The organism is Psychrobacter sp. GP33 (genome assembly GCF_014119005.1).
Lineage (GTDB): Bacteria > Pseudomonadota > Gammaproteobacteria > Pseudomonadales > Moraxellaceae > Psychrobacter.
Genome location: NZ_JACGYX010000001.1, coordinates 149,324 through 170,939, shown reverse-complemented (window position 1 = coordinate 170,939; position 21,616 = coordinate 149,324). Strand labels below are relative to the sequence as shown.

Genomic DNA, 21,616 nt, shown 5'->3' with positions numbered 1-21,616 from the left:
AGTTGATTGCTGATGAATGTTTTAATTATTGATAACTACGATTCGTTTACCTTTAATCTATATCAGTATGTGGGCGAGATATTGCAGACAATGGATGATAAAGGCACGGGCAGCGTAATTGTAAAGCGTAATAATGAGATAACGCTTGATGATGTGCAGGCGATGAAACCTGATCGGATTATCATCTCGCCAGGTCCGGGTGCACCTGACGATCCAGCATACTTTGGCATTTGCGCAGAGGTGATTGCCGTACTGGGTAAGACGATACCCTTATTGGGCGTTTGCTTAGGGATGCAAGGTATTGCGCAGGTGTTCGGCGGACAAGTGGTTCATGCCAGTATCCCAATGCATGGCAAAGTCTCATCGATACGTCATGATGGCGAAGGCGTGTATCAAGGATTGCCACAAGAGCTTGAAATTATGCGCTATCATTCGTTGATGGTTGCTACAGATAAGCTTCCTGAATGCCTAACAGTCACTGCGGTCGTTGCCAATGACGATCATCGCCATTTAAGCTTAGCAGATGCCGCTCAAGCAGGTGATGAGATTATGGGCTTGCGTCATAATGAATATCCGATTCAAGGCGTGCAGTTTCATCCTGAATCTTTTGCAACCGAAGGTGCTAAGCGCTTATTAACTAATTTTTTATTACAAGTACTGTAAAACTGTTCTAAAAATAATTAAGAATATATAAAGAAGACTGACTTGATAGCAAGCCAGTCTTCTTTATACTAACTGTCAATTCGCTGTAAAAATGCCTGCGTACGCGGATGCGTCGACAGCTCAAATAACTGTTTGGCACTACCCTCTTCGACTATCTTTCCATCTTCAATCAACACTACGTGATCTGCGACATCACGGGCAAAGTTAATCTCATGCGTGACCACCACCATCGTCCAGCCTTCTGATGCCAGCTGTTTCATCGTTGCTAGCACATCTTGCACCAGCTCAGGATCTAGCGCAGACGTTGGCTCATCAAATAATAACAATGAGGGTTCAATGGCAAGTGCACGTGCAATACCGATACGCTGCTGTTGACCACCCGATAACTGAAACGGATATAAATCCGCTTTATCGGATAATCCCACTTTAGCAAGTAATGCCAAGGCTTGCGTGCGACTTTCAGCTTTTGTTTTACCTTGTACCACCGTTGGACCTAATGTTAAGTTTTCGAGTGCAGTCTTATGTGGAAATAAATTGTAAGATTGGAACACCATACCCGATTTACGCTGTAATGCCAGTAAGGTTTTCTTATTCGGTTTCTTGGCAAAATCCACTGTCAAGCTGCCATCATCAAAGGTAATCACCCCTTGATCAGGAATCTCAAGCGCGTTAATACAACGTAAAAAGGTCGTTTTTCCTGAGCCTGATGGTCCCAATATCACCACCACATTGCCTTTAATAATAGTCAAATCGATGCCTTTAAGCACTTGATTGCCACCAAAAGCTTTATGAATATTAGTGATTTGAATCATAAACTTTCCTGTTGTGCGGGTATTATTAATGATATGGCGCCAGTTACTAATCAATTACTTAGCAATATAGCGGTCTAATCGCGTCTCAAGCTTACCTTGAATAAAGGTCAAGAATAAACAAATACCCCAATAAATAATCGCCGCTTCGGTATAGACCAACATGAATTCATAATTACGCGCCGTAATAATTTGCGCCTGTTTAAACAGCTCAGTCACCAATACTAGAGACGCTAAAGAGGTATCTTTTACCAAGCTGATAAAAGTGTTGGACAATGGCGGTACCGATACCCGCAGTGCTTGTGGCAAAATTACATGGCGAAAAGTTTGCAGATAAGTCAGACCAACCGTTGCCCCTGCTTCCCACTGCCCTTTAGGAATCGACAAGATTGAAGCTCGTACCGTCTCAGAGGCATAAGCACCAATATTGAGTGAAAAGGCAATAATAGCGGATGGAAAAGGATCTAACTTGACACCAATACTTGGCAGACCATAAAAAATGATGAATAGCTGTACGAGCATTGGTGTTCCGCGAATAGCAGACACATAGATACGTGCTAGGCGATAAACGATTTGGTGCCACAAGCTTGCGCGTGGCACAATACGTATGAGCGCCACACTCAACGCAATCGTCATCCCAATCGCAAAAGAAATCAATGCCAGCGGTATCGAATAGTAGATACCACCTTTTAGCATGGGCCAAAACGAAGTGATAACGATATGCGCCCGTTCAGGCGTCATAAACGGCAATAAGGCTAATAGATCAGCAAACACTGACATTATAGATGCGAGCATTAGTTTTGTTTGCTTATATCTGCGCCAAAGAATTCTTGGCTAATTTTAGTCAACGTACCGTCAGCTTGTAGGGCTGCCATCGCTTCATCTATTTTTGCGACAACGGCATCATCACCTTTGCGTAATATCAAACCTGAACCACGTTGCTCACTCGCAGGCGCTACGAGTTTAATTTCAAGCCCGCTATTCGGAAATTTCTTTAGATAGTCTAATACAGCAAGATTGTCATTCATCGTAAAGTCAGCACGACCTTGCTTGACCAATTCAACCGCTTGCGCCATACCATCGACAGGCACGATTTCTGCTTGGTAGCGTTCTGCTAGCTCACCATAGTTACTGCTAAGCGACTGTGCCGAACGCAAACCTTTTAACGCTTCCCACGAGCTATAACGACTGTCATCTTTTGGCGCTAGGACGACTGCACCAGACCAGCTATAAGCTGTGGCTTTATCATACTTCGCCATACGTTCAGGCGTAGTAAGGCTGACTTGGTTCGCGACCATATCAAAGCGTTTAGAGTCAAGACCTGCTAGCATCGCGTCCCACTGGGTTTCTTTAAAATCCACCTTGACGCCCAGTTTATCAGCAACAGCACGTGTCACCTCAACGTCATAGCCAGTCAGCTTTCCGCTCTCATCATGATAAGTGAATGGTGGATAAGTACCCTCAGTACCCACATTAATTGTGCCGCTACTATTGACACGTTGCAGTAGCTCCGAGCTACCATCTGACGCCTTACCAGTGGTATCAGCATCGTTCGTATTTGACTGGCTACAGGCAGCTAGCAATAGCGTGCTGGCAGCAAGCGTTAATAAAGCGCGACGTTTCATAGGGCATCCTTAAACATATGAAAAAGAGAAGTTACATAAAACCTAGCTTTAAAAGCCAGTATACGACCATAAAATATAATCGTTAATCTCGTTATTATAAATAACATTTGGCTGCTCGATTTGAGGATGCAGCCCCTATTTTTCAATACTGATTTTATACTAAAAGTAAATTAATCTAAAATTTCATAAAAATGAGCCAAACCGCCATTGTTATAGTGTATAGGCTTAAGTTACGTAACATAGTAACGCAATTGCTACCTAAGGTTGGTACAAAAATAGTGAGTAGATTAAGAATACTAATATTTACTAGAGAACGTTCTTATTTTAAAAATGGCGATAAAAACGTGATAAATTGCAGTCAAATGAGAAAAGTAGCGCAGCTCATATCAGAATATTAACCAAGTATTTGAAGCGGTTTCGCAAGATTTAGACATTTTTAGCCCATTTAGATGCCAGCGATTGCATTGAGAATGCGCCCTAGTCCTATGTTCAAGAATACGGTATCCAACAAGAATGCCCCAACCATGAGTGTCATAATTGGGGCTTGATTCATTATCAATTTATTGTATTTATACAACTGTATTTATAACATTACTGGCATATTATCACTATTAGAGGTGAGAGATACGAGAGCTGTTAATGCTATAAACCCTCACCAATGACGTTTTGATAGCTGCCTTCGTTATTTGAAGAACCATTAGTATTGTCTTCAATCTTAAAGCCGTCAAGAAATTTTAACCCTGAACGTGGTATCTCAATATTGATCAAGGCAGCGACCATCGACGAAATTCGAGGCAAGGCAATCATTTATTTTCTATTTTTATCTTTTAATTTTCTTATTAAAAACTTTACCAGTGGTAGCGTCGATATTAAGTTCAATAATCTGATTTTGTTTGAGTATTTCTACTTCATAATAGGAGGTATGATCAGCATAATCCCGGTCGTTTTTAAATTCAATTTCAATAACACGCCCACTGGTATTTTTTTCGGCAATACTCATCGCGTTTGTGATATTGATTTTTGCTTGCTTCATGGTTTTGAAATCGGCAATGTCACCGCTATCTAGACGATCTGTTTCTGTGCTGATGATTTTACCTGTCAGCGCATCGACCTTAATTTCGTGATTATGCGTGTCTGTATTGAACTCTATTTCATAAACGCCACCTTTTGCTTTGTCGTCGTCATCATCGAATTCAGCACTAATCAGCGTGCCTAAAGAGTGTTTACTAGCAATATCAATAGCTTGCTTCAAGGTAATTTTACTCGCTTGCGCTGCTCGCACTTCACTTGAATTTGTGGCTGCATTTACGGCAGTACTGAGTAGGCCTGTGCCTAAGGCTGCTGTTAGGCAGACGCTTAATGTGATTAGATAAAGATGTTTTGATATAATATTCACGAGATTATCTCCCTAATTTTATCATTAATTTTTACTGCTCATATCATAATACGTTGCTCTACAAATGGTGGTGAGACAAAAAAGTAGCGTAATGTATGATCAATGTGTCGTAAAAGATTGCTCTGTTTGCAAGTCATTCACGATAAATACTGCATACTATAGATAGTCATATTATCTCAGCCAACAATGGGTATAATATGCTCCCTTATTTCACATCTACTTATCACTTTACACTCATAAGGTCAGTCATATCCTTTATGCTAGATACTTCACTCAATAATATCTTACTTAACAATGACCTACTAAATATCGCAGACGCGTTACCTGATAATAATAGTAGTGACTACAGCATTGCATCTGACTTTATCATTTATTCTGAAGCAAAAACCGCTTTTGACAGCTTGCCTCCTGTGATACAAACGGCTCTCATGCAAAAAAAGCGTATTGTTTGTATTGCTAATAACCCTTCTATAGATACTTCAAACCTTGATACCTTACTAGAATCAACAGACCTGCTGGTATTGTTTAATCATTTCGTTCACGCTGATTATTTTGCCACGCATCCATTGATAAGCCAGCTGCCTAAACTATTATTTTTTCGCCAAATCGGTGATAGTAATTTGCATTTCGGTCTGCCGCCCAGAAGCAACAATTTAAGTGGTATTTATGAGATGAGCAAACGTGCGCCACTGGGAATATTACTAAGTAATCAGCCCTATCAATTTCCGCATCTAAATGACGATTTAACTGCGCACGATGGGCCCGTAACTGAAAGTCGAGCCTTAACCATTCCAGAGGAATTGGTAGATTTATTACATGATAATAATCAGTGCGGTGTGCTTTCAGAGCATCATCCGGTCGTCGCAGATTACCCTTATTTTTCTGATATTCATTCATCTGCTTCGTCATCAGGTTTTTTATTATACCGCCTGCTTTTGGCAGCGCGCATACATGTGCAGCGTTTGCAAAATTCTGTCTTTCCGTTAGAGATGCTGATGGTTGGCTTTAATGACGAGAATAAGACTGAGCATTTCTGGTCAGGGCACAACTGGGCATTTGAACGTCAAGAGATGGCAAAAGCGCCAGCTGGTGTACAGATTATTCGTCAATATTAGCGATAAGCATCCTAAACAAAAGGCGCATCAGGATAATGAGCTTCTGAAATTTCGGCAACGCTTGGCTGACGAAGAATATTAATTGCATTGGTCTGTTCAGGCTGCCATGCAATCAATCCCATATCGGCAAAGTCAGTAAGCCATCCTGCCATTGGCCAATGCTGCCATTTCTCATAAAACCGATTGGCATTGATAATGATACTGGCTAAGTGATTAAGTGGCGGTCGATAGACGCTGTGCTGTTGATGGTAAATGATATCTGCTGTTAAATAAAAATCGATAGTCAACTCTCGTGCCATAAAAGCAAAATCAGTATCTTCAGCGCCATAGCCTATATATCCCGTATCAAAACCACCTATCTTATTAAACTGAGCTTTGGTAATCGCAAAGCATAAGCTCCAAAATGCCCCATAGTCTTGGGTTTGTTCAATATCGTTTTTGGTGGTTGCGTAACAAGTCGACTCAAAGTTATAACGATACGGATTATAAACCGACAAATTACTCAAATACGATTCAGGTAAGATGCCTTGTTGCAACTCATAACTTTCATTAGTTGCTAAAGGACTCAGCAGATAACGCGGTTGCCCCATAAGTAAAGCGTCAGGATGAGATTGCAACTTAGCGTATAACTGCTCGATAAAAGTGGGCGCTATAATACAATCTACATCTAAAAATATCAGCGCGTCATAGTTTGCTCTCACTGCACCAAGATTGCGATTGCGCCCGATATCAAAAGCAGACTGACCCTTGTCATTATTGATTTGCATGCCAGCCGTAGTAGGAATTTGTATGATATTAAGAGAAAATGCTTTTAGTTGCTCGGAATCAGCATCATCATTAACAATGATAACCTCAGCAGGACGAACGCTCCCATGCATTAAGCTGCCAAGCAAATTATAAAGATGCTGATTGCGCCCGTAACAGGTGGTAATGACACTTACGGGAACAATTACAGGACCTGCTGCTGGCTCGTCTGTTGCTATGGTCATAATCTTCTCTTTTATCAATCTTATCTCTTTAATATTATTAATTTTTCTTTCATTATTTTTATTCTAAATTTCAGGCAATATTTTCATTTTGGGTAATAACCATTCTTGAAACCAAAGTTTAGGTGAGGTATAAGTAGCGAGACTACTCATAAAATCCTGAGCTTGAGAGTGAAGATTGTGACTATTTTCATTATCGTTGTTGCCATTATTTGCGTAATTATTACCACTGTACGCTGATAACCTGCCTTCCTCTTTCCCCTCTGCTATTTGCCTGACAAAATGCTCCCAACTGACCGCGCGCCCTTGGTCGATAAGCGCTTCTGCCATCACCTCTTGCTCTTGATGCGGACGACTATCTGGTAACACTACAAGTGGCGTGTCATAGTTATAGACCTGTGCAATACCGTTAAGTCCACATGCCATGAGTAACCAATCGCTGTATGCAATAAAAGGGGTAACATCTGAAACGTGAGCTGCCATATCGACATAAGCGCGCTTATCTTCATCAATCGGTCCAAGCGATATGATAAATGCCTCAGGCAATGCGCGCCGTAGCGCTGGCAATTTTGCATCAATAGCTTCGTGACCGCCATAGCCTTTAATAACAGTAATAATTTTAAGCTTGGCTCTATTTGCCGATTTTGCTGAGATAGACTCGGTACTCTGATTCATGCCATTAGCCGAGGAGTTTTGCTCAAGCCATGGTAATGCGTTCTGCAAACGTGCCAGCGCCACTTCGTCAGTCGTTTTGGTCTTCAACATTTGAATAAATGCTAGGTAAGTTGATGGTTCGTTATGAGAAAAAGGTAAGAAATCTAGATATAAGGTTTTTTGGCGCACCCAGTCGGGTGTCATAGCTGCGTCTAAAACTTGTGGATAAGGCGCTAATAACCCCAATGCTCCGGCAAAAGCTGCACTATGCGGTATATCATCGCGGATACCGGCAAGCCGAACATAAAGATAAGGCACGCTTGCCACGCGGCACAGCATTGCCACTTCAACACTCACATCAATAATCATCAGATCAATTTGGCGCTGCTGAATAGTATCTAGGATTTGCCAGCTACGGGTCTGAATATCATGATTACCAACGGGTGAATAATGGAGACAGCTTGGCTGCCAATATTGCCCTGCCCGTCCTGCTAATACATCGTCTAACCGCTTATCTTCCGCGCTAAGGCGGACAATTTGAGCATCAGTTATGGTAGTAAAAGTATAAGCATCAGGTGCTAGACTGGTAAATACGGTCAACTGTTGCCGCCATTCAGTCGGTAATAATGCCGCTAATTTATCTGCTTGTCGGCAATGTCCTGAGCCATGATGATGAGCATAATAGCCAATACGCATATAAATACTGTCCTCAATATTCTAAAAAGCAGAAGCGTTGGTAATAGATAAGTCACGCAAAGACTTTTTCTGAGCGATAACAGATTGAGGCGCTTCATACGTATCACACGTATATTGAGAAACTACCTCGTCATTTAAACTACGTTTATACAATTCTAGGTAGCCGTCTACCATAGCTGCTACCGAACAAAAAAGCTCAGCTCGATGACGACATGCTTGACGTGAGATACCCTTAATATCAGCAAATGCTTGCACAAAAGCATCTTTATCCATTTTCGGTACCATAATACCCGTATCTGGCGTGATAATTTCAGCGCTAGCACCGCCATCAAATCCTATCACAGGTGTACCACATGCCAAGCTTTCAGCCAATGTTAGTCCATAAGGCTCATCCCAAGTGCTGGTAAATAACATCGCTGTTGACTGGCACAAATAATCATTAATCTCAGCTTTGCTTAAATGCCCAACATATTCAAATAACTTTGGTTTTCCATTCCCACCACCCTCAGTCAACAGTGGAAAAACTTCTTTATTAAAGTAATCCTCATTACTTTTAGGACCTGCTATCACTAAACGCTTTCCCGCTGCCTGACAATATTGCATGGCTAGATGAGTGCCTTTTTCCGGGCAAATACGTCCGTACCAAAAATAAACTTCATCATTAATAGGCTGGATATTAGCAATAAATGATGACACATCAACACCATTGTAAATCACATGTGACGGTACAAACTCAGCAAATAACTGTTGCTGATGCTGACTAATTGCCGTAAATTGAGTGGTTGTGCCTTGACATAGCGTCAATAACGCCAAACGCAGCTGTGGGAAAATAGGCGTATGAAAAGTGGTAAAAAAACGTGCGCCAAACGCTTGCCCAAGCATCATTGGAATATGATGCAAGCTGTGATTGTGTACCACGTCAATCTCGCCTTGTCCGTCACGAGCAATAATATCGCGCAGCGCCCCTTGATAAACTAAATACTGATACAGCTCTTCACGACTCATTCCTACGGAGTCATGCTCATTGTCATAAACCATCGCATCAAACTGTTCCCGGGTTAAAAAGGGTATTAACGTGGCTTGGGTTTGACTATCCGCATGCGCATAAAGCAGTACTTCATGACCTTGAGCAACCAGCTCGTTACATAGGAGCTGGGTAATCATCTCTAAACCTCCAGCATAAGGCTCAGCAATCGGGTATAAACAATGAGCAATGATTGCAATGCATAATGATTGTGGTTGTAGTTGTGGAAGTGAATGTGACTGCCCACGATTTTTTGATGGTGCATAAGCAATTTTAGAAGGAGGTTTTACTCTAACACCCTCTGACGGTTCAATATCAGTCACATCAGTCGCAGATACACTATTATTCAATACATCCATAAATATAGTCGATGACATAAAAAAATCCAAAATAAATACAGCAATTAGGCAGCAAAAATAGAGGTCGAAAATACTCTAAAGATTAAGTGTTAATGATTTGGTTATCTTGTAATGAAGTTGAAAGTTTACGGCTGGTAACCGAATCATTAAGAACCGAATGTTCTTGACGAGTAGACTTATTATTAATATCAAGATGAATATTATGAACAAAGTCCGCTGTTACAGTATTGCTAGATTCGGTATACCCATAATTTGCCAACATGATCTGGGCTGACCATAGTTTCAACATACAAACCGTTATAGCACAAACAAAAATGAGTGGCGAATAAAGCGGTGAAAAAGGCGCAGCCATTAATGCTGTTATTAGATTAATGATAAAAAATAACTTAGGTAACGCTGCGATATTCGCAGTCCATACCGTACGGCGCGTACGAACATACACTTGTTTTGGCGTACAAATAAAAGGTTTTTCTCGCCCCCAGAGTACGGGCAACCATGACAATGCACCTAGCTCCCAAAAGTTTAAATGCATTAACCAAGCTCGTAGTTTTTGATAGAAATAAGGCATATCAGAACCATTCATCTGCTGATTCAATGGCGCATTGTCATGGCAATATGCCCATAACCGGCGACCCAAAAATAAGGTATAGCCAGCATACACCGTATATAAAGGCGTTAATAATAACGGGAAATTTATATCAAAATTGGCAAGCATAGCGCCACTTATTATCAGTAGCGTACAGATATGGAGAAAAATAAATATACCTGTCATATTTACCCATGCACTAAGCTGAGATAAATGAGCACGCATATACCCTAAACGCTGACTAAAGCTGTTTGGCGCAGATGTCTTTGATAACGGTAGCGAGTGATTAGAAAAGTAAGTATTTAGTACCTGCATATTGCCATATATCCAGCGGCGACGCTGGCTCATCAAGTCCCCAACTGTATTTGGCAGTAGACCTGTGGCAATGACTTTTGGAATAAATGCTGTCTGTAGACCTTGACGATGCATCAGCACACCCATCTGTGCATCTTCTGTAATTGATGCCCCAGACCACCCTCCCAACTCTATTAACGCCATACGTTGAATAACAGCATAAGTTCCCGTAGATAGCGCCCGCTTGCGATTAAAATCACGGTATAAATGATAATTAAAATAATGATTTAACTCACCATGCACCTCTAATCGACCCGCATCACGATAAAATTGCGGAAACTGTAATAACGCATGGTGCGGATACTCCTGAATAGCAGCAGCAATCGACGCTCTAGCATGTTGTAATGCTTGATAATCGCTATCAACCACCACGATGTGCGTACACATCGGATTCATCAGTCCTAATGCCAAATTTAATGCGCCCGCTTTAAAACCTGCTACGGCATCAATATGATAAAAGTGCACATTAAGCTTTGTATCTAATGCTGCACAGAAATCAGCTAGTGGCTGATATAAATCCACATCAGTATGATTATTATCAACAATCAAAATCTCATCGTCAGCCGCTTTAATGGCAATTAAACTTTTAATGGTTTCAATCACCATCTTTGCCGGTTCAGCGCGAGTCATCAGCTGAAAACTTAACCGTATCGCATCATCTGTATAAACCTCATTATTTTTTAAAGCCTGCTTAGAATTCAATAAATAATTAAGCGCTTTCTTATCATAATGAATGTCTTCGAAACTTTCTTTTACCATAATATTTGAATTATCACCGGTGAAACGGAACATAGTGTCTTTATTACCATCGTTTATCTCATCATTAGCATCACTTTTATTGCAACATTCACCATAAATATATTCATTAAAGGCATATCTCACTCTCAGCTGTTTCACCATAAATAGTGCAGAGATTTTGTGACCTATTTCATTTAAACAAATATCCTTACCGATCATTATGTCTTATCCTTAAGCATTGTCGACCGTTTCTATTTAGAGAATGACATCTGGTAATAAAAATAATTGAGCAAACCAGCACTAGTGTTATTAACTAAATTTATTCGTTAATACTTTTTATCACTTTCCAAGATTATTATTTTTTAAGTTATTTAACACGCGAGACATGCATATGATAAACAAAAGATGAATTAATTGTTACCTAACAAGTGTCTATAAAACCTTGTAAATGTAACGCTAAGTAACGCCCGTAAAAAAATGTTAGTTATTAAGGGTTTATACTCCAATAAAATTTAGTTAACGTCTTTTAAACAGCTTGGGGATAATTCATATTACTAAACTTAATTTTAATTATTCTGATAAAACTAAGAGACTTATTGATGAAATTTTGAAAAATATTTAGAAATAATGTTAGAAATTCAGCAAAATAATACAGGGAAATAGTAGGAACTGACTAGAAAAGAGGAATGTATATAACCGTTAAATACAGAAACAATAAATTGATTGTGATAATTATTTATAATAGATGATTATTATAAATTTTCATTTTTAATCCAAAAAAATACCGCATCTGCCTATTGAAGACAAATGCGGTATTTCGTTAACTATTTGCTAAAAATATTACTGTGATTCATTCAGCTACGTACAATGTAGCCAGATACTATTTCTAGTTTAAGATACCGTAAGCCACCAAGGCATCAGCAACTCGTTTAAAGCCAACCATATTGGCACCCGCCATATAGTCAATGTAACCGTTTTCAGTCTGACCATACTTTTCAGAAGCTGCTGCGGCGCTATCATGAATATCTTTCATAATACATTTTAAGCGTTCGTCCACTTCTTCAAAAGTTTGATACTGACGTACAGAGTTCTGTGACATCTCAAGCGCAGAGACGGCAACGCCGCCCGCATTCGCCGCTTTACCTGGCGCATAATGCACATGATGTAGACGGATATGGTCAATCGCTTCTGCAGTAAGTGGCATGTTCGCGCCTTCAACGATATATTTTACGCCATTATCTACCAATAACTTGGCATCTGCCTCATCCACTTCGTTCTGCGTGGCTGATGGAATAGCGATATCTGCTTTCACGCTCCAAGGCTTTTGACCGGCTAACCATTCACCACCAAACACACTAACATATTCAGCAAGCGGTTTACTTTGTTCTTTCTGAGCTTTTAGCCAATCAATTTTTTCTTGATTGAGACCTTTCTCATCATACAAAGTGCCTTGCGAATCGGATACAGTTAAGACAATACCACCAATCATATTTGCTTTTTCAGCGGCATGTAAGGATACGTTACCCGCGCCTGATACCAATACTTTTTTACCTTTGATACTATCGTTTTGAGCCGTGAGCATGCTTTCTAAAAAGTATACTGCACCGTAACCAGTGGCTTCCGTACGCATCAAGCTACCACCGAAACCAACGCCTTTACCCGTAATGACACCTGTCGATTCACGTGTTAAGTTTTTATACATCGCATACATATAGCTGACTTCACGTCCACCAACACCTATATCACCGGCGGGTACGTCAATGTCTTTATTCACATAGTGATGCAGCTCACGCATAAAGGCGTAGCAAAAACGGCGAATTTCAGAGTCTGTCTTGCCTTTAGGATCAAAATCAGAACCACCTTTACCACCACCAATCGGTAGACCAGTTAAGGCATTTTTAAAGATTTGCTCAAAACCTAAGAATTTGAGCACTGATTCCGTTACAGTTGGGTGAAATCGTAAACCGCCTTTGTAAGGACCTAAGGCGTTGTTAAACTGGACACGCCAGCCACGGTTGATTTGAATCTCGCCTTTATCGTTTTCCCAGTTAACTCGGAAGCAAACCATGCGATCTGGTTCTACCAAACGTTCAAATACTTTTAAAGTTTCATATTCAGGATGAGCTTCGTACAACGGCTTGATGGTGATAGCGACTTCTTTTACGGCTTGAATGAATTCGGGCTGATGCGCATATTGGGCTTCAATTTTTTTGATGGCTTCACTGATACTCATATATCTTCCTTAGCGATGGAGCGAGGTGGGTGTACTGAATAGCATCCGGGTCATATTGCACGACAATATACTACAATATGACAAATACCGGTGCAGTATTAAACAGCCAAGTGTTGAGCTTATGCAGAATCTATGGCGGCTGACTTGAATATAAGCGAGCTGACTGACCCATAGACGGACACACAATACTAAAGTCTATAGTTGTGAATAGGTCACTATAGACTGCCATCTAGGCTACAATTTATAGGTAGATGAGAACATTACAATAAATAATGTCATGAATAATATGTGAAAGGTATTTTATGAATGGACGCTTGACTCTGCCTATTTAATTTACAGCTCTGACCAAAAAAGTCAATAGTTTTTTTTAAAAATAGTGAAAATTATAAATCTCGTAAAACACTTCTTGATACAAAAACGCGTATTGTTGATGCAGGTTAATAGTCAGCATCTAAATAATTTAATAAAATAAGTAATGCACCCTATTTTACAGCTAATTACTATATTCAATGTAGTTTTTATAAATTATTAGATAATTTTATATCAATATAAGAAGTAAGGTTTTATACTGTACGTGCATAAGAAAATATAACTTTCTAAATTATCAATAGTTAGTTTGTATCCATTTAACATTCAGCAATAGAGACATATATGCGTACAGATTCATTTCAACAAATCTTAGAAGACTTAAACAATTCATCAGCCGATGTTGAAGCGTCAGCTCTTATCTCAACCGACGGTCTGATGATAGCATCTGCATTACCTACGAATGTTGATGAAGACAGGGTAGGCGCTATGTCAGCCGCCCTATTGTCTTTGGGAGATCGTGCAGGTCAAGAGTTGGCACGTGGAAGTATCGATCGCATTATGATTCAAGGCGAAAAAGGTTCGGTCATCATGACGTCTTCAGGTGATGAAGCGGTACTAACCATTATGACTAAGCCTAATGCTAAGCTGGGGCTGGTCTTTTTGGACATTAAGCGCGCTTCAGAAGCACTTGCTAAGCTGATTTAAAGGCTAATTAAGCTGCTCTATAGTAATAAGCGTATAGTAATAACGATATAAAACTGATTCTAATTGATGAGATAACACATTGATTGTTATGTACATCAACTAATAATGATTATTAAAATAGATAAAGGAGATTATCATGGGTTCTCCACTTTCTGATGCCAATAAGCCTGATATGCCCGCTGAGCAAATCACGTTAACGTATCACGATGGAACCTCGCGTACTGTTTACGACTCAGGGATCGAGCGCCCTTATCCCGATGGTAAACTCATCGTGTCACGAACAGATTTGAACGGTATTCTTACACATGCTAATGATGCTTTTGTAGAAATTAGCGGCTACAGTGTTGACGAGCTCATCGGTCAGCCACAGTCTATTTTGCGCCATCCTGATATGCCAAAAGCCGCCTATAAAGATTTATGGGCAACCGCTGAGTCTGGGCAAAAGTGGCATGGCTATGTCAAAAACTTGTGCAAAGATGGCAGTCATTATTGGGTTTACGCCACTGTCGTGCCCAATGTACGACACGGTAAAACAGTCGGTTACACGTCAGTACGCCGTAAACCATCACGTAGCAAAATTGAAGCCGCTATTGCTCAATATGCCGAAATGAAACAGAACGAGGAAGGTTAAATCATGACGACGCATAATATGTTAATCGCCCCTGATTTTTCGCCTGAGCGTTTTGCAGGCTGGCATATGTTTAATATCTTAATTCAAAAACGTGCCAATCTAAATATGCACCTGAATATACCCGCTTCACATGCTGAGCAAGAAGAACTGATTAGCGCAGGCAACATTCAAGTCATTTATGCCAATCCTTTTGATGCAACAACGCTTATCCGCGAACAAGGCTACCGAGCAGTTGCCCGTCCTATTGGTAAATCTGATGAAATGGTGATTGCGGCGGCTGCCAATAGCGATATCAATTGCTTGGAAGATTTGACCGTCGGCGCGACCATTTCTATGGCAAATAACCGTGACGTTAAGCTCATTGGTTTACGCTTACTAGAAGCGGTTGATTTGGAAGAAAACGATCTTAATTGGACAGTAACCGAAACTTATCAAGCAGCGGCACGCCAAGTTATCAAAGGTGAATCTCAAGCCGCTTTCTTTTTGGCTGAAATTTTCCATAGCTTTTCACGACTTACTAAGGCTCAACTATCCGTTCTTATTGAAAGCGATTTGGCAGATATTAGCCATGTATTACTTATTAAAGATGATTTTCCTGATACCGACATTCTCATGGATGCCATTCTTAATTTGCATAACGATGAAGATGGTAAAGCAGCGTTAACTGAGCTTGGTATGCCTCAAGGCTTTGAGGTAATGAGTGAAGAAGATGGAGAGTTTATGTTAGATTTGATGGAAACTTTGCTGAATTAGTTGATGGCTCATAAAAGATAAAATTAGCCATTTTTAGGTATCTATAGAAGTTTATAAATCGTTTAAAATATTTGATAAATGATATCTTCATGGATACTTATTATGGTTACTAATTGCTTTTTTAATATTTATAAGCTTGCCCAATTTAAATAAATATTCTGAATAGATAGCTCCATTCTTGCCAGCCTCCACTTTATAATAATTTACTTAATAACAGTTTTCTTAATAACAGCTCACTCAGTAATAACTCAATAGATAATCTTTCACTCAATAATAAGGGATAGCGTTATGGTCAATGTACCTGTAACTGAGGAAAGCGAGCTCGCCGCTCGCAAAGCCTTCCGTTACTTTTCCCGTAAAGTATTTGTGGTTCCAAACAATCGTTATTACCATGAACAACGCATTAACGCCGCCTTATTATTAAATGAAAAAGAGCCTTTACAAGGCGCTTTGGCAGACTTTTTTTACGGTTGTTGGTACGATATCCCTTATAATGTTGAAGAAATATTTGCGCGCATTCAAGGGCGCTTGCATCCACAGATAGAACAAGCTTTTCACAATTGTATTAACAAACTTGATTATATTAAGCACAGCAGTATTTTTGCCACTCGTTGGAGTGTCCTTGTGACTCCATCGCTGAATGTCGATACACACCGCTTGCGTATCAGTAGTGATGATGCCAAGGAAGTCGCCAAAAATATCACTACTGAGCTGATGGAAGCACGCGATAATGAAAACTGGCAAACCATTAAGCAAATTGAAAATGAATTCTTTGCCCATTGTTTGGCGTGTAATGATCGCCTTGCCTTCTCCATCGTCTGGTTTCGCTTAGGAAAAAGTGATTGGTTATTTGATGAGCGTTGGAGTGACTGCCAGCAACGCTTAGAACAAACCACGGTTAGCAATGAAGAACGTACTACGCCCATACCTGAAGCTCAATAATGTCAGGATAAGTTACCAACACAGGTCATCACTAACGTTATTTTTCAGATTTTAATAAGGTAGCTTCTATGTCCATTCTCGATAATGCTGATAAAACCTATATTACCCTAACGCCAGCTGGCGTATTTGAAGCATTTTCACAGCAAGCACCGACTGCAATGCAACTGGCATTACAAGCCCTGCTCTCACATCGTGAGACCATGCTAGTGGCAACATGGCTAGAGGAGTATCCCGAACTGTGGCTAGATGGTTTTGTTGAGCAGGGATTTATTGAAAGACTGTCAACCTTTCTACCTGCTCCAAACTTACCACTCGATCAGTTTTTACCTTATGTAGTAGCAAGTCTATCGGGTAAGCGTCGCGCAGCAATTGCCTCAGATGATGGATTCTGTTTGGCGCGGATTGGTTATAGTCAAGAAGAAGCGGACATGCTCAGCGTTGCGGCAGCTGACTTTTCAGGCTTTATGCTGCGTCAAAAGCAGCGCGGCTGGTCAGTCGGTAGCCGAGCCATTTCTTTTTTCCAACAAGTGGATTTATTAATTCCTGAAACCAGCTTTGTATTTTTATGGATTGATAATGATGGTTACGCATTGATTATTGATGGCGAGCCGTTAACCAACAATCGTGCCTTTGTTGAATTAATTTGGGGCATTAAAACATCTGGATTGAAATTTCTGGATTAAATAAAATTGAAGAATCAAAAAATAAAAATTATTAAATGCGCCTTATTATCAATAATAGGCGCATTTTTTTGTCATTATGAAACGTATTAACGGAATTAAGTCCTTATTAAGAGTGTACAAGCCAAAAAAGACTCGATTTTACGGAGTCTTTTTTATTTCTGATAGCTGACAGCTAAAATCTAGATGTTTCTAATCAAAGGTGGCTGTACGCGTGAATACATGATAAGTGATATGCCATTAGAAATCAGCTCGACTGCTAGTAGTACACCAATGATATATGTCGCTGATTGCGGATAACTGGTAAAAATCATGATAGCCAATGCAATTGAGATAAGCCCTGAGATTAATAGTGGTATAAAAGCCACTGTCTTACGCAGTCCAAAAGCGACCACGGCTCTGACAATACCTGTTGCCATAAACAAAATAGCAATGACCATTGTCAACGTTAATATACCTTGTAATGGATTTTGTAATAGCTCAATACCAATCAATATACCAAGCACGCCACCGATAGCAGCGAGCACTTTACCAATGGTACTGTGCGCACGAAATAGAGCGACAAATTGTAAGATACCCACCAGAAGAAATACAAACCCTGCTAACTGTTCAGCGGCGAAACTGGCGCTAAGAGGATTAAAAAATGCAAAGACACCTCCAAGAATACTGATAACGCCAACTACCATCCATAATGTACGATTCATAAGACTTTCTTACTTTATATTTAATAAAAAACAAATTATAACGTACACCGTTTTTTATCTTGTATGACGGTAGTAATGTATTCAAGCAGTCCTGTTAATATGATGGCTAAAGCATTGTATTATGTCCACAAGCCTGCTAACTGTTTATTTAACTTTAAGCCAACTAAGGAAATTAAATCGACGATTGGTCCTCAGTTTAAAAAGTAATTACCCTCAACTTGATATGTGATAACAGTTGACACTTTTCATTAGTAACTTAGCAGCCGTTGTAATCACCTAACCTTTCTCTTAATATCGTTCGATAAGTATATTGATTATAGTCAGCTTTGGGTAAAGGAAGCGTGCCTCAAATAGTACTTTATTAAATAGAAAACAGACAATAAATTAGGTAAAACATATGAAAAATTCAAAAAAACCGCTACGCATCGATATCGTATCAGACGTCGTTTGCCCTTGGTGTGTTGTCGGTTATCGTCAGCTGGCAGCAGCATTAGAGCAAACCAATACTACCCATGAGATACACTGGCATCCGTTTGAGTTAAACCCTAACATGCCAAGCGAGGGGCAAAATATGCGTGAGCATATCACAGAAAAATATGGCTCAAGCAAAGCAGAGTCCGACGCCAGCCGTGCCCACATAACAGACGTGGGTTCTGATTTCGGCTTTGAGTTTAATTTTAATGATGACCTGCGTATGCACAATACCTTTAATCTGCATCAGCTTTTGCATTGGGCTGAGCAGCAAGGGCACATGCATGGATTAAAGCAGGCGTTATTTGCCGCGCACTTTACCGACAATAGAAACCTATCTGATATCGCGGTACTTGCTGATATCGCCGCTGAAATTGGACTGAATCGTGAGGAAGCATTAGCAGTTTTAGAGGACCAGCGCTTTGCTAATGCCGTACGTGAGGTAGAGCAGCATTGGCAGCGGCAAGGTATTAAAAGCGTTCCTGCGATAATTTTTAATGAGCAACACTTGGTTAGTGGCGCGCAAGGCGTCGACAATTATGTCAATATTTTAGAGCAATTAGCCAATATGGAAGAATAAATCAAGATTTTTTAGTAGGACTACTTATATGAATAAAGATAAATTAATAAACCTATCAGATGACGCAGAAAAAGTCGTTTTAGACCAGCTTAGAGATTATATGGAAGCAGAGTTCAACGTTGATATCGGAAACTTACCTGCCAAATTTTTATTAGATTTTATTATTAAAACCATAGGTCCGCATTTATATAACCAAGTGGTTGATGATATGGAACCGTGGCTATACGATAGATTTACGGATATGTTAGAAGATATGCACAGCTTTAAAAAAGATTAGTTATTTAAGCACTCAAAGACGAACCCATTAAAGCGCAAAATGCTGTCCGATAAAGGACAGCATTTTTTATTACTATTTAATGAAGAGCTAGTATTTACTTTTTATTTATCAAAATGGATAACGGTGCGTATACTTTTACCTTCATGCATCAAATCAAAGGCTTCATTAATGTCCTCTAAAGGCATGGTGTGGGTAATAAAGTCTTGTAATGGGATTTCACCAGCAAGATAACGCTCAACGTAACCGGGCAATTCTGAACGACCTTTTACACCGCCAAAAGCAGAGCCGCGCCAGACTCGACCAGTCACTAACTGGAATGGACGAGTTGAGATTTCTTTTCCTGCACCGGCAACACCGATAATAACTGATTCGCCCCACCCTTTATGGCAGCATTCAAGCGCTGAGCGCATGACATCAACGTTACCGATACATTCAAAAGAATAATCCACACCACCATCAGTCAACTCAACAATAACGTCTTGAATGGGTTTGTCATAATCTTTTGGATTGATACAATCAGTTGCGCCAAGTTTTTTCGCCAATTCAAACTTACTTTCATTAATATCAATAGCAATGATACGGCTGGCTTTTGCCATTGCCGCACCGATAACGGCTGACAGACCAATACCGCCTAAACCAAAGATAGCAACGGTTGCGCCTTCTTCAACTTTGGCGGTATTCATGACCGCACCCATACCGGTGGTCACGCCGCAACCCAGCAAACAGACTTCTTCTAATGGCGCTGCTTTGTTGACTTTGGCTAATGAAATCTCTGGCAATACGGTATATTCAGAGAAAGTTGAGCAGCCCATATAATGATAAATCGGCTCGCCATCTTTATAAAAACGGGTGGTGCCATCTGGCATCAAACCTTTACCTTGGGTTTCTCGTACTGCTGAACAGAGGTTTGTTTTTCCCGATAGGCACATTTTACATTCGCCACATTCTGCAGTATATAAGGGAATTACATGGTCGCCAACTTGGACGCTGGTCACGCCCTCGCCAATTTGCTCCACGATACCGCCACCTTCATGACCTAAAATGGTTGGAAACACGCCTTCTGGATCTTCGCCAGATAAGGTAAAGGCGTCCGTGTGGCACACACCACTGGCGACAATTTTTACCAACACTTCGCCTTTGCGCGGTAGCATGACATCCACTTCTTCGATAGTGAGTGGCTGATTAGGACCCCAAGCAATGGCGGCTTTAGATTTGATAAATTTATCTGACATAACAATCCCTATTTTTGAGTAATTTTTAAGTGTTAGAGTTTTGAGAGTTCATGTATGGTGAGGATAGTTGAGCGCCTTTATATGGCAAAACGCGTTTATGTTAAAACGTTTCTACCAAGGCTCTTAAAGTAATGTTAGCATTTTATAGTATGTATAGAATAATGATAATATGCTAACTTTGCAAATGACTCTTACACACGGGTAATAATCATGCAGTGGGAAGGTATTAGCGAGTTCGTCTACGTAACAGAATGTGAAAGCTTCACTCAAGCGTCAAAGCAACTGGGTATCTCGACCGCGCAAGTGAGCCGCCAAGTTGGGGCATTAGAAAAACGGCTAAAGGTGAAACTGCTATATAGAACCACACGCAAGGTATCACTTACTGAAGAGGGGCGCGTCTTTTATCAGCATTGCCGCGCCGTACTTGATGGACTAGAGATTGCTGAACAAGCGGTAACCAATTTACAATCAAAACCGCAAGGCAGAATTAAGCTGACCGCCCCTGTCACTTATGGCGAGCAGCAATTGTTACCGCTGGTCAATGATTTTATGAAGCACTATCCTGATATTGAAGTGACGGCTTTTTTAAGCAATCAAAAGCTAGATTTAATTGATGGCGGCTATGATTTAGCGATTCGTATTGGCAAGCTCCCCGACTCGACCATGATGGCAAAAAAGCTCAGCAGCCGTACTAATTTTGTCTGCGCTGCGCCTGCTTATATCGAACAATATGGCACGCCGCAAACCCTTGCTGATTTAAAGCAGCATAACTGTCTGCTTGGTACGTTAGACTATTGGCAATTTCAAGATTCGGCTAAAGAGAAGAAGGTACGCGTGACAGGTGGTGTGCGGTATAACAGTGGCTATAGCTTAATGGATGCAGCATTAAAAGGATTAGGTATTGTCCAGCTGCCTGATTATTATGTACAAAAGCATTTAAACACGGGCGTATTGGTCAGTATGTTAGAAAATTATAGTGAAATTGAGGAAGGTATTTGGGCAATTTATCCACATAATCGGCAGTTATCACCAAAAATTAGGTTGCTACTGGAGCATTTGCTTACGCACTTGGCTTAGGTAATAGCCCGTCATTT

At 40.4% G+C, this 21,616-nt stretch carries 22 protein-coding genes; 10 read left to right on the top strand and 12 right to left on the bottom strand.

All coding sequences use genetic code 11. The features are described 5' to 3' along the window. The first annotated feature begins 12 nt into the window (after positions 1-12). Positions 13-663, top strand: a complete 651-nt coding sequence (locus tag H2245_RS00760; RefSeq protein WP_182405116.1) for an aminodeoxychorismate/anthranilate synthase component II — start codon at positions 13-15, stop codon at positions 661-663. A 68-nt stretch (positions 664-731) separates the two neighbouring features. On the opposite strand, the gene H2245_RS00755 is transcribed toward H2245_RS00760, so the two are convergent. The 5 genes from H2245_RS00755 to H2245_RS00735 form a co-directional block, all read right to left on the bottom strand. After that, positions 732-1,475: an amino acid ABC transporter ATP-binding protein gene (locus H2245_RS00755; RefSeq protein WP_182405115.1), complete on the bottom strand. Its 744-nt coding sequence runs from the start codon at positions 1,473-1,475 to the stop codon at positions 732-734. Between the two features lie 54 nt (positions 1,476-1,529). Continuing rightward, positions 1,530-2,213, bottom strand: coding sequence for an amino acid ABC transporter permease (locus H2245_RS00750; RefSeq protein WP_220464358.1), 684 nt, complete (start codon positions 2,211-2,213; stop codon positions 1,530-1,532). Positions 2,214-2,266: 53 nt separating this feature from the next. Continuing rightward, positions 2,267-3,097, bottom strand: coding sequence for an amino acid ABC transporter substrate-binding protein (locus H2245_RS00745; protein ID WP_182405113.1), 831 nt, complete (start codon positions 3,095-3,097; stop codon positions 2,267-2,269). A gap of 642 nt (positions 3,098-3,739) precedes the next feature. Further along, positions 3,740-3,904, bottom strand: a complete 165-nt coding sequence (locus tag H2245_RS00740) for a hypothetical protein (RefSeq protein ID WP_182405112.1) — start codon at positions 3,902-3,904, stop codon at positions 3,740-3,742. A 13-nt stretch (positions 3,905-3,917) separates the two neighbouring features. Further along, the gene (locus tag H2245_RS00735; protein WP_182405111.1) at positions 3,918-4,493 is read right to left on the bottom strand and encodes a PepSY domain-containing protein; all 576 of its coding nucleotides are present in this window, start codon (positions 4,491-4,493) and stop codon (positions 3,918-3,920) included. A gap of 257 nt (positions 4,494-4,750) precedes the next feature. Here H2245_RS00735 and H2245_RS00730 point away from each other — a divergent pair, with 257 nt between their 5' ends. Next, the gene (locus H2245_RS00730) at positions 4,751-5,608 is read left to right on the top strand and encodes a hypothetical protein (RefSeq protein WP_182405110.1); all 858 of its coding nucleotides are present in this window, start codon (positions 4,751-4,753) and stop codon (positions 5,606-5,608) included. An 11-nt stretch (positions 5,609-5,619) separates the two neighbouring features. Here H2245_RS00730 and H2245_RS00725 read toward each other — a convergent pair whose 3' ends face one another. From H2245_RS00725 to gdhA, 5 genes are all read right to left on the bottom strand, one after another. Then, positions 5,620-6,597, bottom strand: a complete 978-nt coding sequence (locus H2245_RS00725) for a glycosyltransferase family 2 protein (protein WP_182405109.1) — start codon at positions 6,595-6,597, stop codon at positions 5,620-5,622. A gap of 63 nt (positions 6,598-6,660) precedes the next feature. Next, complete coding sequence (locus tag H2245_RS00720) at positions 6,661-7,944, bottom strand: hypothetical protein (RefSeq protein WP_182405108.1); 1,284 nt, start codon at positions 7,942-7,944, stop codon at positions 6,661-6,663. A gap of 21 nt (positions 7,945-7,965) precedes the next feature. Continuing rightward, complete coding sequence (locus tag H2245_RS00715; protein ID WP_182405107.1) at positions 7,966-9,345, bottom strand: glycosyltransferase; 1,380 nt, start codon at positions 9,343-9,345, stop codon at positions 7,966-7,968. 64 nt (positions 9,346-9,409) lie between these two features. Then, positions 9,410-11,149, bottom strand: coding sequence for a glycosyltransferase family 2 protein (locus tag H2245_RS00710; protein WP_182405106.1), 1,740 nt, complete (start codon positions 11,147-11,149; stop codon positions 9,410-9,412). A gap of 742 nt (positions 11,150-11,891) precedes the next feature. After that, positions 11,892-13,238, bottom strand: a complete 1,347-nt coding sequence (gene gdhA / locus H2245_RS00705) for an NADP-specific glutamate dehydrogenase (RefSeq protein ID WP_182405105.1) — start codon at positions 13,236-13,238, stop codon at positions 11,892-11,894. Positions 13,239-13,889: 651 nt separating this feature from the next. On the opposite strand from gdhA, the gene H2245_RS00700 reads away from it, so the two are divergent. The 5 genes from H2245_RS00700 (at position 13,890) to H2245_RS00680 (ending at position 17,261) form a co-directional block, all read left to right on the top strand. After that, positions 13,890-14,252 (top strand): roadblock/LC7 domain-containing protein, encoded by a 363-nt coding sequence (locus H2245_RS00700; RefSeq protein ID WP_182405104.1) that lies wholly within the window; start codon positions 13,890-13,892, stop codon positions 14,250-14,252. Positions 14,253-14,388: 136 nt separating this feature from the next. Next, positions 14,389-14,883: a PAS domain-containing protein gene (locus H2245_RS00695; protein WP_182405103.1), complete on the top strand. Its 495-nt coding sequence runs from the start codon at positions 14,389-14,391 to the stop codon at positions 14,881-14,883. A 3-nt stretch (positions 14,884-14,886) separates the two neighbouring features. Further along, on the top strand, positions 14,887-15,636 hold the full coding sequence (locus tag H2245_RS00690) for a PhnD/SsuA/transferrin family substrate-binding protein (protein ID WP_182405102.1): 750 nt from the start codon (positions 14,887-14,889) through the stop codon (positions 15,634-15,636). Positions 15,637-15,924: 288 nt separating this feature from the next. After that, positions 15,925-16,578 carry a hypothetical protein gene (locus tag H2245_RS00685; protein WP_182405101.1) on the top strand — a complete coding sequence of 218 codons (654 nt, stop codon included), beginning with the start codon at positions 15,925-15,927 and terminating at the stop codon, positions 16,576-16,578. Between the two features lie 68 nt (positions 16,579-16,646). Then, complete coding sequence (locus H2245_RS00680) at positions 16,647-17,261, top strand: hypothetical protein (RefSeq protein ID WP_182405100.1); 615 nt, start codon at positions 16,647-16,649, stop codon at positions 17,259-17,261. A 179-nt stretch (positions 17,262-17,440) separates the two neighbouring features. Here H2245_RS00680 and H2245_RS00675 read toward each other — a convergent pair whose 3' ends face one another. Continuing rightward, positions 17,441-17,962 (bottom strand): HdeD family acid-resistance protein, encoded by a 522-nt coding sequence (locus tag H2245_RS00675; RefSeq protein WP_182405099.1) that lies wholly within the window; start codon positions 17,960-17,962, stop codon positions 17,441-17,443. 397 nt (positions 17,963-18,359) lie between these two features. On the opposite strand from H2245_RS00675, the gene H2245_RS00670 reads away from it, so the two are divergent. Together H2245_RS00670 and H2245_RS00665 are read left to right on the top strand one after the other, a co-directional pair. Further along, positions 18,360-19,013, top strand: a complete 654-nt coding sequence (locus tag H2245_RS00670) for a DsbA family protein (RefSeq protein ID WP_182405098.1) — start codon at positions 18,360-18,362, stop codon at positions 19,011-19,013. Positions 19,014-19,041: 28 nt separating this feature from the next. Continuing rightward, the gene (locus H2245_RS00665) at positions 19,042-19,290 is read left to right on the top strand and encodes a DUF2164 domain-containing protein (protein WP_182405097.1); all 249 of its coding nucleotides are present in this window, start codon (positions 19,042-19,044) and stop codon (positions 19,288-19,290) included. A gap of 101 nt (positions 19,291-19,391) precedes the next feature. On the opposite strand, the gene H2245_RS00660 is transcribed toward H2245_RS00665, so the two are convergent. Then, positions 19,392-20,522, bottom strand: coding sequence for an S-(hydroxymethyl)glutathione dehydrogenase/class III alcohol dehydrogenase (locus H2245_RS00660; RefSeq protein WP_182405096.1), 1,131 nt, complete (start codon positions 20,520-20,522; stop codon positions 19,392-19,394). Positions 20,523-20,732: 210 nt separating this feature from the next. Here H2245_RS00660 and H2245_RS00655 point away from each other — a divergent pair, with 210 nt between their 5' ends. Next, the gene (locus tag H2245_RS00655; RefSeq protein WP_182405095.1) at positions 20,733-21,599 is read left to right on the top strand and encodes a LysR family transcriptional regulator; all 867 of its coding nucleotides are present in this window, start codon (positions 20,733-20,735) and stop codon (positions 21,597-21,599) included. Positions 21,600-21,616: the final 17 nt, after the last annotated feature.